The organism is Streptomyces sp. SBT349 (assembly GCF_001083795.1).
Classification (GTDB): domain Bacteria; phylum Actinomycetota; class Actinomycetes; order Streptomycetales; family Streptomycetaceae; genus Streptomyces.
Genome location: NZ_LAVK01000050.1, coordinates 17,846 through 29,902 on the forward strand (window position 1 = coordinate 17,846; position 12,057 = coordinate 29,902).

Below are 12,057 nucleotides of genomic sequence, written 5' to 3' on the forward strand. Positions count from 1 at the left end.
CCCGTGGACAGCGCGTCGGTGCCCGTTCCCCCCGGATTCGCCTTCCGCCCCTACCGGGGCGAGACGGATCACCCGCACATCCTCCGGGTCCGGCTGGCGTGCCGGGACGGCGGCGGCGGCATCGATCCCCGGTCGGTGGTCGAGCCGCTGCCCACCTCGCGGGCCGTCGCCGACGCGGCGGCGGCGCCCGGCGATCCGCACCGGGACCAGGTGCTCGTCGAGCACGAGGGCTCCGTCGCCGGGTACGCCACCATCACCTCGTGGCGTGACCAGGACGGCACCGAGGTCCACCTGCACCGCGGCTGGCTGCTTCCCGCCCTGCGGGGCAGGGGCGCCGGGACCGCGATGGTGCGGTGGGCGGAGGAGCGGATCGCCGCGCTGGCCCGTGCGCACGGCACCGTCGATCGCGCCTGCTTCGCGGCCAACGCCGCCGACGTCGAGCCGGAGAGCGTGGCGCTGCTCACCGACCTGGGGTACCGGCGCGTGTTCAGCGTCACCGAGTTCGAGCGGGCGGGCCTCGGGGACCTGCCACCGCTGCCCGGCGAACTGCCCGGCGGCGCCCGCCTGCGGCCCGCCGAGGAGTCCCACTACCGGCCCGTCTGGGAGATGGTCCGGGAGGCGTACGCCGACACCGGCAACGTCGGGGGCTGGGACTTCGAGGAGTTCGCCCGGCGGGCCGAGCCGGCGCACTGGCAGGTCGCCTGGGACGGCTCCGAGGTGGTGGGCGCGGCGCTCTGTGTCGCCGGAGGAGGTGTCGCGGGAGCGGGTGACGCCGGACCGGACGGCGGCCCCGTCGGTGAGGTGCGCGAGCTGAGCGTCCGCAAGGACCGGCGACGCCGGGGACTCGGCCGGGCGCTCCTGATCAGCGGCCTGCACGCCCTGGCCCGGCACGGCGCGGGCGGTGTGCGGCTGTTCACCGGGTCCGCCAACCCCTACCGCTCCTACGAGCTGTACCAGAGCGCCGGATTCCGCCGCGTCGCGGAGTTCGGCCGTTACCGCAAGCCCTTCGGCGATTGACCGGCCACACGCGGAGAGGAACGCACCACCATGCGACGTCGCTTCCTGAAGTCCAAGCTGCACCGGGCCACGGTGACGGAAGCCGACCTGAACTACGTCGGGTCCATCTCCCTCGATCCCCACCTGATGTCGCTGTCCGACATCGCGGAGAACGAGCAGGTCACCGTGTTGAACATCAACAACGGCGAGCGCTTCGAGACCTACGCCATCGGCGGCGGGCCGGGCCAGGTCTGCCTCAACGGGGCGGCGGCGCGGCTGGTCCAGCCCGGGGACATCGTCATCGTGCTGACCTACTGCGACATCGACCAGGACCAGGTCGGCAGCCACAAGCCCACCGTCGTGCTGCTCGGCGAGGGGAACGAGGTCCAGTCCGTCCAGGGCGCCCCGCCCTCCCGCTGATGGGCCCACGACATCGTCATGACACGACCGCGGCGGCACGCCACGACGCCGGACCTGGAAGGCACAGCGCATGGACGAGGTATCGACCGACATACGGCTGCGCGGACTCTCCCCGCAGGAACTGCGGAAAATCGACAGCGTCCTTCCGTACACGCGCTTCGACGCCGGCCGATTGCACGCCTACGGGACTCCGGCGGACGCGCTGTGGTCCGGGGGGCATCCCGCCATCGTCTTCTTTCCCCAGCGGGCCGTGGAGAACTACCGCGACATCCGCCGGGCGTTCGCCCGGCACTTCGGTTCCTCCATGTCCGTCCACTTCGCGCTGAAGAGCTGCTACGTGCCGTCGGTGTTGCGGGCGCTGCGGGCGGCCGGTGCCGGGGTGGAGGTCATGAGCCCCTTCGAATGGCGTCTCGCCCGACGCCACGGATTCGCCCCGGACTCCGTGGTCGCCAACGCCGTGCGCCGTGACGAGTCCTCCCGGGAGGACCTCCTCGGCTCCGGCGCCGGACTCATCGGGATCGACGGCCGGGAGGAGCTCGACGCCCTGTGCGCGACGGCCCGGCGGCTCGGCGTCCGCCCGGACGTCACGATACGGATCAGCGCCTTCGCCACCGGCACGTTCTTCGGGGGCAACTCCAAACTCGGCACGCCGGTCGAGGACGCGGCCGAACTGGTGGAGGCGGCCCTGCGGTCCCCGGACGTGGGCACGGTGGGCGTGCACGGACACCAGCTCCGCAAATGCGTGGACCCGGAACAGTTCGGCGCCTTCGCCGGCATCCTGGGCGACCTGGCCACGGACGTCTCGACGGACCGGCGGCCCGTCGGGATCATCAACCTGGGCGGTGGCCTCGAATCCCGCTCCGTGCTGGAGCGAACGGGCGTGACCTGCGACGACTTCGCCGACGCCGCGAGGGACGGGCTGCGCCGGACACGGCCGGGCCTGCGCCTGGTCCTCGAACCGGGACGCCACCTCGTCTCCGACGCGGCGATCGCCTTCACCCGCATCCTCGGCACCAAGCACACGGCCGGCACCCGGTGGGCGATCACGGAGATCGGGACCAACGTGCTGGCCCCGTTCTCCGATCGGGCCTATCCCCCGGTGCCGTTGCGCTGGGAGGAGGACGGCTCCTGGCACACGTACCACGTCTCGGACGGCATCGCCGTGCCCGAAGTGCTCTGCCTGAACGCCCCGCTCCCGGACTCCGTGCTGGCCTCGGGTCTGGCGCTGCTCGACTGCGGCGCCTACACCACCACGTACAGCGAGCTGTGGGGCTGCGACCTCCCCGATCTGGCCGTCTTCGAGGAGGGCGCCGTCCGAAGGGTGTTCGGCCCGGAGGAACGCGCCCGGATGCTGGCCAGCCTCTACGGGGACGCCGACGCCGGCCCGGACATCGACCCGGACGCCGACGCCGGCCCGGACCGCCGAGCCGGCGGATGAGCCCCCCGGAAGCGACGAGGCGAGCGGTGGCGTCGCCGGTGCGTCACCCCCACCGCGGGCGGCTCAGGCGCCCGCGGTGGGGGTGTCCTCCCGCGGCGAGGCGAGGCGTCGCGAGGTGTCCACGACCAGCTTGAGCAGCGTTTCGAGGTCGCCGGTCACCGCGTGCGGGTTGAGCAGCGTCACCTTGAGCCAGAGCCGACCGGCCGCGTCGGCGCGGCCGAGCACCGCCTTGCCTTCGCTGAGCAGGCAGCGCCTCAGCTCGGCGACATGGGCGTCCGCGGCGCCGACGGGCCGGAACAGCACGGTCGAGATCCCGGGGGGCGCGTGGAGTTCGAGCTCGGGCCTGTCGGAGACGAGGGCGGCCAGGTCCATGGCCCTGTCGCGCACCTTCTCGATCAGCTCGCCGATCCCACCGCGCCCCAACGCCCGCAACGTGACGGCGATCTTCAGGATGTCCGCGCGGCGTGTCGTCCGGGTCGAGCGCTCCAGCAGACTCGGTATCCCCGCGTCCGTGTCGTCGACGGCGTTGAGGTAGTCGACCTGGCTCTTCAGGTGGACGAGATCCGCGTCCTCGCGGACGGCGAAGGCCCCGGCCGCCGCCGGCTGCCATCCCAGCTTGTGGAAGTCCAGCGCCACGGTGTCGGCCCGGTCGAGCCCCCGCACCAGATGCCTCAGGCGCGTGCTGAACAGCAGCAGCCCGCCGTAGGCCGCGTCGACGTGCAGACGCGCCCCGTGGTCGCGGGCGGCCACCGCCAGTTCCTCCAGCGGGTCGATGGCTCCCGTGTCCGTGGTGCCGGCCGTCGCGACCAGGAGGGCCCGTCCCCCGTCCCGGCCGAGCTCGGCCCGCGCCGCGTCCGGGTCGAGGACGCCACGCGGTGTGGGCAGGACGCGGGGAGCGCGCATGCCGAGCAGCCAGGCCGCCCGGTGGACGCTGTGGTGCGCGTTCTCCCCGCAGATCACCGCCGTCTCGGGCCCGCGGCTCTCCCTCGCCAGCAGCAGCCCGAGCATGTTCGACTCCGTGCTTCCCGAGGTGACGAGCACATCCCCGCCCGGGGAGCCGGGGAACACCTCACGGTGCAGGGAACGGCAGGTCGCCACTTCGAGTTCGGAGGCGGCCGGGGCCTGATCCCACGAGTCGAGGGAGCAGTTGAGAGCGGAGGCCGCGAGGTCCGCGGCGACGGCGATCGCCAGCGGTGGGGAGTGCAGGTGCGCGACGCAGTGCGGATCGGCCGGATCCGCCGCGCCCTCGGCGACCGCACGCACCAGCCCGCGCAGAACGGCGGAGCCGTCCTCGCCGTGTTCCGGGATCGCCGGTGCCGCGTCCACGAGCCGCCTCGCGACGTCAGGACCGCCCCGGGGCAGCGGCCCCGCCCGTCGCGCCGCGCCGTCGGCGAGAGCGTCCAGCACGACCTCGACATACGGCCGCAGCGCCCTGTGCCCCGCGGTCCCCCCGGCCAGCCGGGACTCCGCACCGCCCTCGTCCATCAACGCGCCCTGCCCCCGTCGGCACCGGTGCCCTGGTGGACGGGCCCGCCGCGCGCCCTCGCCCGCCGCGTCAGGGCCACGTCGATGGCCCGGCCGATCCCGGCGATCCGCTCCGTGTACACCTCGTCCGGCGCGGTGGTGCCGGCGGCCAGCCGCGGGTCGGCGAACCTGCTTCCCAGGGTCGTGAAGATCGCGACGATGTAGTGGCGGAAGGGGTGCCCCGGCAGCGAGGACACGATGCCGACGTCGGCCGAGACCGTGTGGGTGTTGCCGGTCTTGTGCGCGAAGGCGACCTCGCCCTCCCCCAGATGGGCGCGCACGTCGTACCCGAAGTCCTCGGAGGCGAAGGCGATGTGACCGGAGCGCCGGTCCACCCATCGCTCAGGAGGCGAATGGGGGATTCCCGGCAGCCGGTCCTCGCTGCCGATCCAGTTGGCGGAGGAGAGCATGTCGTTGTACCCCTGCTCGGCCATGAGATCCATCAGGAGCTTCCTGCTCCGCGGGGAGAGGAGGGAGGACCGCACCTCCCCCCCTGCCGGTGTCTCCCACAGGACGCCCGGGGCCCCGCTGATCAGCAGGAGCAGGCGTGCCGAGTCGAGCGCGGTCATGGTGATGAGTCCCGGGCGCCACCTGCCGCCGCTGCGCGGATTGGTCCCCCCCAACTGGAGCGTGGACAGGCCGAGATCCGCGAGCAGGCCGTTCAGCTCGCCTACCCTGTCGAGGTCGTGCAGGAGCTTGATGAGAGCGCATCCCGCCTGGTTGTCGGACACGGTGATCAGCCGGTCGAGCCAGGCGGTCAGGGTGGCGGTGCCCGGCCGGGCGGAGCGCTCGGGCCCGTCGTTGCACTCGGGGAGGTACGCGTACTCGGCGTCGAGATCCAGGATCCCCTCGTCGGCCAGCCGCAGAACCTGGAACGCGATCATGAGCTTGTGCACGCACCCGGTGTACGGGGACATGAACTCGGCCCGGTAGGTGAGGGGAGCCCGGGTCAGTTCCCTGTCGCCGGTCCTCCCCTGCCCCCAGGACTCGGTGTCCCATCGCAGCCAGCGCACCGACGTGGCCGCCAGGTCCCGTCCCACGGGCACGACGATCCCGTCCGGGTACCGGGGGGAGAAGAGGACGTTTCCGGCGGCCAGCGGCGTCGAGTCCTCGCCGAGCTCGATGACCGCGAGGTCGATGTACGGCATGGCCGTCAGGGGCACCGCGTGCACCGGGGGCGGCGGCGGCTCGTCGAGGCCGCCGAAGTCGACCAGTTGCATGAGGTGCTGATTCGAGACGGCCTCGGCCAGTATCTCCCCGAGCTCCTGCCACTGCGGCGCCCTCAACGGGGCATCCCGTCTCGGGAGAGGACATCGTCCCGTACGGGACCTGCCGGGGGCCCCACCCGGGTGAGCCGTCGCGCGAGAAGGCGGAGCGGGGTCAGGTTCCAGAAGTCGGGCGGGGTGATCCCCGTGTACCCGGCGGCGATGAGCTGCTCGACGACGTCTTCGCAGGTCTCCAGGCGCCCACCGCACTCCACGTAGGAGATTTCGAGGTTCACGACGGCGTCCGCGTGGTGCCGGCGCAGGGCGGAGGAGAGTGCTTCCTCCTGCTCCGTTCCCGGCTCCGTCAGGGGTGGTGGTCCGCCGGGCGGGAGTGCGAGGGTCTCCAGGGCGCGCCACGCGGTGTGGTCGTCCATGGCGTCGGGAGGGCCGGCGCACGATACGAGCCACGTGGGCACCACCAGACCGGGGTCGTCGTACTGCCGCTCCAGCAGGAGCCTGCGCAGCCGGTGGAGTTCGAGGTACGCCATGTCCCGGGCCACGTAGGCCACGAGGTCCTCGGGCTGATGGCGGCTCTCGACGAAGACCGCCACCGGGGAGGCGCCGCCGACGGCTTCGGCGATCACCTGCCGAGCGTGGTCGAGATCGACGAAGCCGCCGTGGTACGCGGACAGTCGCGCGTTCCTGCCCTGTTCCTGTCGCGACACCTTCCCGGTCAGTTCGGCCAGCGGCCGGTGCGGGTCCCGCGCCAGGCTCGTCGCGATGTCCTCGATCGCGTACAGGAGACGCTCCAGTTCCTCACGGTCGGTGACCGAGGTGTCGCTGCTGACGCACAGCTGCGTCTTCTCCGGGTCGTCGGTCACCGCGAGGTTCAGGAGATCCGGCATCGGCTCCCGCCTGCCGACCATCCACCGGAACTCCGATGGCCGCGAGTCGTCCGCCGCGGCACGACCGCTCGCGGTGCGGCGAGCTATGTAGTTGTACTCGATGCGATGCGCGAGGTTATGGCCCGTGCGCTCCTGCGCCAGGAGGGTCTCCGTCACTCTGCGATTGTGGTCGTACTGCGCGAACGTCATCATGGCCTGCCTGTTCTCCTTCATGACGCCCACCGCGTCCTCGAAGGTCTCCGCGGTGCGCAGGTCGAAGAGAACCGGCGTCATCTGAAAGGAGCAGGACACGGACATCCCGTCGTGCGCCCTGTTGGAGCAGAGGCAGGTGATGCGGCACGTCGGCAATCCCGTGAACGTGGACACCACGGCGGCGAAGAGGGTGAGGATGACCTCGCCGGACGTCAAGCCGAACGTCCTGGCCAGACCCGGTACCGCTCGCGACAGCCGATAGGACGTCAGGATTCCGTCGCAGCTGTTTCCCGGTGCCCGTCCCGCGGGGAGGGCGGGAGCCACCGTGGGTATCGTGAACGTCTGCTTCCAGTGCTCCAGGGATCTCTCGCTGGTGCCGCGCCCGGAGGGCGAGTTCTCCCTGTGCGACTGGGCAAGCGGTGGGATTCCCGGGTTGGGCTTGCGTATCGGCCTTCCCATGACCAGGTCCTTGCATACGCGTCCGAAATCCTCCGCGAGCGCGTGCAGGCCCATCGCGTCCGCGCAGAGGTGGTGCACGAGTGCCACGACCCCGACGACGGAATCGCCCTGGCACACCACGTGGAATTCCGCGGGCGGTGCCAGCGATGGCCGAAGTACGGTCGCCCGTGTGTGGTCGACGAAGGATTCCATGGAGCGGTGACGCGCGATCAGTTCGTGCTCCTGATGGAACTCCACTCGGGGTCTGCCGTCGGGCGTGACCACCTGGAGGGCGGGCCCCCCGGCGTGCCGCTGGAACGTCGTCCGCAGAGACTCGTGACGCTGGAAGAGGTGATCCAGGGCCTTGGCGATGAGGGCGCGCGGCAGAGGGTGGTCGAGCCGCAGGTAATCGCAGAAATTATAGAAGGTCGCCAGCGTCGGGTCGGCCTCTATCTGGCGATGCAGGCTCCAGATGGACTGCTGCGACCAGGTTATCGGTGCTGTGGCGGGGGCCTCATCCACGTCTCGGGAACCCTCTCGGAAAGTGCCAGCCCAGCGGCTGATCTGCGTCTTCTCGTGGTCAGCGGCGGGCTGCCGCACGGCACTCCGGCAGGCCCCCACCCGTCGGCCGCCACAACATCAGGCATCAGATGTCACTTCACGGCACAGTTTGAACAACAGTTGTACACGCCACACATGGGCACGTGAACCCCAGTGTGGTTCTCCGGCGAAACGATCTCCGCACGGAGCCGTGAGCCGCACGCCCACTCGCGGTTTCCGTCCCGGTACATCCGCGTCACGGCGCCGAAGGCGGCCACCTGGCGATCGGTTCAAGCCGAGTGCGCGCGGGGGTCGCATGGGGCCACCGGTGCACGGGAACAGCAGGACGAAGGCGGTCGGCGCGCCCGTCCCCCACGGCACAACCTGGCAGCGGCTGGCAGGATTTGGCAGTGTCAGGTTTTTCTGGCGTCGGCTAGGGTGGCCGCATGCCCGCAGGCGAACACGGAACGGTTCCGCCCTCGCTGCGCCAGCGGCGCCGGGCCACCGCCACCCGGGAGATCCTGGACGCCGCCGAGCGCCACATCACCGAACACGGCCCCGCGGCCCTGTCCCTGCGCGCGGTCGCCCGGAGCCTCGGCATGACCGTGCAGGCGCTCTACCACTACTTCCCGAACCGGGACGCCCTCCTCACCGCGCTCATCGCCAAGACGTACGAGGACCTGGCCGATGCCGTGCGGACCGCCCTCGACACCACCGCGGACGACACCACCGCGGACGACACCACCGCGGGTGACACCGCCGCGGACGGCGCTCCGGTGCCGCGCCTCGTGGTCGCGGCCGAGGGCTACCGCCGGTGGGCCATCACCCACCCCGAGCGGTTCCAGCTCATCTACGGGGCACCCCTGCGGCACTACGCCGCACCCGCCGAGGGCCCGACCACCCTGGCGGTCCGCCGGATGAGCGCGATCTTCCAGCGCGAACTGTTCGACGGATGCACCCCGGCCCAACTCGCCGCGGCCGACACCCCCGCGCTCTCCTCCTCGCTCCAGGCGCATCTGGACGGCCTGGGAGAGCTACCGCCCCCCGCCACCGCGCTCCTCCTGAGCGCGTGGGGGCACATGCACGGCCTCGTCGTCCTGGAAGTGTTCGGGCACACCTCGTTCATCGGGGACCACCAGGCCGAGATCTTCCGCCTGGCGATGCGGAGCATGCTCGACGACATCCACCGCCGGATCCCCGCCGACCCGCCGTGACGTCCGCCCGCCGGATACGCCGCCTCGGGAGCGTATCCGGCGGGCGGGCCGCCTACCGCTCCTCGCGGACCGCGATCACGAGGAAGGTCCGGACCTCGTCCAGCAGCATCGGGCTCGGCATGACCTCGGTACGGAAACCCCTGCCGGTCAACACCCGGATGATCGTGCCGAGTCGGCCGTCCAGATCCTGGACTTCGAGCATGATCCGGTCGATGCGCGCCCAGTCCTCGGCGTCGATGCCGTCGAGCACATGGGATTCCGCCCCCTCCACATCGATCTTCAGCAGATCGATGCGAGGTCCCGCGGGAACGCGCCGCGAGAGCCGGTCCACCTGGACCCGCACCGGATGTCCCCGGTGCTGCTCCAGCATGTCCTGATCCGGGAACTTCTCGACGCAGACAGCGATCTGAAGCTCCTTCTGTTCCGGATAGCGCGTGGAGTTCGCGGGAAGCCGCGGATAGTGCGTGAACAGCACATCCGACTCGGCCTTGTCGCCCAGCGCGCAGCCCTCCACCCGGACGTCGGTGATGCCGTGCAGGGCGAGATTGCGTTCCAGGACCCGCCTGGTGACGGGAATCGGCTCGAAGGCGATGATCCGCGCCTTCGGATGGCGTTCCTTGATCAGAAAGGTGAACATGCCGATGTTGGCCCCGACATCCACCACGAACGGCTCGTCCGGCAGCGGGAGCGAGTCGTAGCAGCCGTGCTCGTATATCTCCCCGTACATGAACAGCGCCTCGGAGGGGCTCTCCGTATACAGTTCGAGCCCGTTCGGCAGGGACGCCAGCTTCACTGAATCCATCCACATACTCCGTTTCGCTCGCCTCGGCATCCGCCAGGGGTCTGGCGTCGCGTCCGGCAGGTCGTCGACTTCCTTCCGCCGCTTCCTCTGCGCCGCTTCCTTCCGCCGCCGCAGCGCGTCGCCGATCAGGACTCCACGCTCCCCGCCGTCCGCAGGACCCGGTCGACCGTGGCCGTCGGGTCACCCGCCGCGCACTCGGCGAACCGCTCCAACCGCCGCAGGAACGTGGCGGCGTCCGCTCCGACGAGCCGATCGTTGTGGCGGAGGTCGACACCGATCGCGCCGGGCGCGGCCTCCCACGCGCAGGCGAAGGCGAACTGCATGTCCATGTTGATGCCCGCGCGCTCGTTCACCACGATCTCGGTCGGCCGTCGCCGGCCTCCCTCGCCGCCGAAGCCCGCGGTCACGGCCGGTGGTGTGGCGCAGTTGTACATGCAGAAGCCATCGGTCACCGCGCCCATCGCCTCGGCGCGCTCCCTCTGGAGATCGACCAGGGCGCAGGGGTCGTAATCGGCCTGGGCGAACCCCGCCATCGTCGAGGTGCGCCCCCTCTTGAGCAGGTCGAGCACCGTGCCGGCCGCCGGGATCTCCAGGTGGACGAGCGCGGCGATGGTCTGCGGGGCCACGTAGGACTCGCCGCGGAACCAGTGCCGACGGGCGGACAGCGCTCTGAACAGGACACGGTTCTCCCCGGCCCGGGCCGCCACCAGCGCCATCACGAGCGTCAGCAGCACGGTCTGCCCCGGCGTCCGGACGGCCTTGGCGAGCCTGCCGATTCGTTCGTGGAGGGTCCATGACATCGCGGTGACGTGCGAGCCCTCCAGGTCGGACCGGGGCCGCCCGGTGGTCAGGAAGGCGCGGGGCGTCTCCCGGAGAACGGTGGCGAGGTACCGTTTCGTCGCCTCATTGGCCCGCAGTGCCGCCTCGCCGGCCTCCTCGGTCAGCAGCTCCCGTGGCTGGCGCACGGGCGGCAGCCCCGTCCCCGGCGGGCGCCCCGCCCCGGCGAGCCGCAGGCAGTGCCGGAACTCCTGTTCCAGTGTCGCGAGCCCCACTCCGTCGACCGCCATATGGGAGATCCCGACCGCCACGGCCACCACCCCGGCGTCCGTCTCGAACAGGGCCGCTTCCATCGCCGAGGGCTCGCCGGGATCGAAGACGTAGTCCCGCTCCCACCGGGCCATCAGCTGCTCGGCGCGGGCGTCGACCTCCTCCCGGCGGCAACGCACCACGCTGGTCGGGGTCGGTCGCGGCGGTTCGACGCGCTGCCGGACGCGCCGTGTCGGAACCGAGGGACCGGCCGGTGCCCCGGAGGCGTCGACGTAGACGGTGCGCAGGCTCGCGTGGCGGCTCACCAGGACATCGAGCACCGCCCGGACCCGCTCGGCGCCCGTCGGCTCCGGCACGTGCCACAGGGACCGGACGAGCGCGCCGGTCATGGCGTAGCCGTTGCACCGGAGGTGGTCGTAGATCGCCCTCTGACCCCATGCCAGTTCATGGAGCGCGGTCCCGGCCGCCCCCGCCGGCTCCGGGCGGCTCGTGCGGGTGTCGTCCATCTGCTCCTCCGCATCCCCTCGGGCGCTCCGTGCCCCTCGTTCAGGACCCGTCCGGTCCCCGGTCCTCGTCGAACGCCGGGGCGGCCCCGGCCACGGCGGCGGCCAGGCCGGCCACCGTCGGCGTCTCGAACAGCGTGCGGACATCGCAGTCCAGGCCCTGCTCACGCATGCGCCCCACCAGCTGCACCGCCAGCAGCGAGTGCCCGCCCAGGTCGAAGAAGTCGTCGTGCCGCCCGACCCATTCGACCCCGAGCAGCTGCTCCCACACCTTCGCCAGGGTCTTCTCCACCGCCCCGACCGGCGCCTGGTACTCGCCGACGGCGAAGGCGTCCATCCCCGGCGCCGGCAACCCCGCCCGGTCCAGCTTCCCGCTCGGCGTCAACGGCAGGGCATCCACCTCGACGAATGCCGCCGGCACCATGTACCCCGGCAGCACCCCCGCCAGGTACCCCCGCAGACCCGCCGCGTCGACCGCGGTGCCGCGCTCCGCACCGGCGGGGGTGTAGTAGGCCACCAGCCGGGTGTCTCCCCCGCTCGCACGGTCCGGGTCCCGGTGCGCGACGACCGCCGCGTCGCCGACACCGGCGTGATCGCGCAGCCGGGTCTCGATCTCGCCCGGCTCGACCCGGTACCCGCGCACCTTGATCTGGACGTCGTTGCGGCCGGCGAACTCGATCGACCCGTCCGGCAGCCACCGCCCCAGGTCCCCCGTCCGGTACATCCGGCCACCCGCCGTCCCACCCGCGGCGAACGGATCGGGCAGGAACCGCGCCGCCGTCAGGCCGGGACGCGCCAGATACCCTCGCGCCACCCCGGCCCCACCCACGTAC

10 protein-coding genes are annotated in these 12,057 nt (G+C 71.7%); 4 read left to right on the plus strand and 6 right to left on the minus strand.

What is annotated here, in order from left to right; all coding sequences use genetic code 11:
- Window positions 1-3 precede the first annotated feature (3 nt).
- The 3 genes from ADY01_RS09075 to ADY01_RS09085 all read left to right on the plus strand — a co-directional run bounded on the left by ADY01_RS09075 (window position 4) and on the right by ADY01_RS09085 (window position 2,854).
- A complete protein-coding gene (locus ADY01_RS09075; protein WP_049568685.1) occupies window positions 4-1,017 on the plus strand; it encodes a GNAT family N-acetyltransferase in 1,014 nt (337 codons plus the stop codon).
- 30 nt (window positions 1,018-1,047) lie between these two features.
- A complete protein-coding gene (gene panD, locus ADY01_RS09080; RefSeq protein WP_049568689.1) occupies window positions 1,048-1,416 on the plus strand; it encodes an aspartate 1-decarboxylase in 369 nt (122 codons plus the stop codon).
- Window positions 1,417-1,486: 70 nt separating this feature from the next.
- Complete coding sequence (locus ADY01_RS09085; protein WP_049568692.1) at window positions 1,487-2,854, plus strand: diaminopimelate decarboxylase family protein; 1,368 nt, start codon at window positions 1,487-1,489, stop codon at window positions 2,852-2,854.
- A 63-nt stretch (window positions 2,855-2,917) separates the two neighbouring features.
- On the opposite strand, the gene ADY01_RS09090 is transcribed toward ADY01_RS09085, so the two are convergent.
- The 3 genes from ADY01_RS09090 to ADY01_RS09100 are packed head-to-tail and all read right to left on the minus strand — an operon-like array spanning window position 2,918 to window position 7,640.
- A complete protein-coding gene (locus ADY01_RS09090; protein WP_049568697.1) occupies window positions 2,918-4,339 on the minus strand; it encodes a pyridoxal phosphate-dependent decarboxylase family protein in 1,422 nt (473 codons plus the stop codon).
- Entirely contained in the window at window positions 4,339-5,664 is a 1,326-nt protein-coding gene (locus tag ADY01_RS09095; RefSeq protein WP_049568700.1) for a serine hydrolase, read from the minus strand. The genes ADY01_RS09090 and ADY01_RS09095 overlap by 1 nt, the downstream gene beginning before the upstream one ends.
- Complete coding sequence (locus ADY01_RS09100) at window positions 5,661-7,640, minus strand: condensation domain-containing protein (RefSeq protein ID WP_159001052.1); 1,980 nt, start codon at window positions 7,638-7,640, stop codon at window positions 5,661-5,663. Before ADY01_RS09100 ends, ADY01_RS09095 begins: the two co-directional genes overlap by 4 nt.
- Window positions 7,641-8,104: 464 nt before the next feature.
- Here ADY01_RS09100 and ADY01_RS09105 point away from each other — a divergent pair, with 464 nt between their 5' ends.
- On the plus strand, window positions 8,105-8,872 hold the full coding sequence (locus tag ADY01_RS09105) for a TetR/AcrR family transcriptional regulator (RefSeq protein WP_049568707.1): 768 nt from the start codon (window positions 8,105-8,107) through the stop codon (window positions 8,870-8,872).
- A 52-nt stretch (window positions 8,873-8,924) separates the two neighbouring features.
- Here ADY01_RS09105 and ADY01_RS09110 read toward each other — a convergent pair whose 3' ends face one another.
- The 3 genes from ADY01_RS09110 to ADY01_RS09120 all read right to left on the minus strand — a co-directional run.
- Window positions 8,925-9,674 (minus strand): FkbM family methyltransferase, encoded by a 750-nt coding sequence (locus ADY01_RS09110; RefSeq protein ID WP_063784165.1) that lies wholly within the window; start codon window positions 9,672-9,674, stop codon window positions 8,925-8,927.
- A gap of 125 nt (window positions 9,675-9,799) precedes the next feature.
- Complete coding sequence (locus ADY01_RS38010; RefSeq protein WP_049568716.1) at window positions 9,800-11,227, minus strand: condensation domain-containing protein; 1,428 nt, start codon at window positions 11,225-11,227, stop codon at window positions 9,800-9,802.
- A 40-nt stretch (window positions 11,228-11,267) separates the two neighbouring features.
- A partial coding sequence (locus ADY01_RS09120) for a phosphopantetheine-binding protein (RefSeq protein ID WP_159001054.1) occupies window positions 11,268-12,057 on the minus strand: 790 nt, incomplete at its 5' end.

Excerpts from the sequence above, each read along its gene's own strand:
- ADY01_RS09110 (WP_063784165.1), bottom strand. The coding sequence starts at position 9,674 with ATGGATTCAGTGAAGCTGGCGTCCCTGCCGAACGGGCTCGAACTGTAT.
- ADY01_RS09105 (WP_049568707.1), top strand. The coding sequence starts at position 8,105 with ATGCCCGCAGGCGAACACGGAACGGTTCCGCCCTCGCTGCGCCAGCGG.
- ADY01_RS09085 (WP_049568692.1), top strand. The coding sequence starts at position 1,487 with ATGGACGAGGTATCGACCGACATACGGCTGCGCGGACTCTCCCCGCAG.
- panD (WP_049568689.1), top strand. The coding sequence starts at position 1,048 with ATGCGACGTCGCTTCCTGAAGTCCAAGCTGCACCGGGCCACGGTGACG.
- ADY01_RS09090 (WP_049568697.1), bottom strand. The coding sequence starts at position 4,339 with ATGGACGAGGGCGGTGCGGAGTCCCGGCTGGCCGGGGGGACCGCGGGG.
- ADY01_RS38010 (WP_049568716.1), bottom strand. The coding sequence starts at position 11,227 with ATGGACGACACCCGCACGAGCCGCCCGGAGCCGGCGGGGGCGGCCGGG.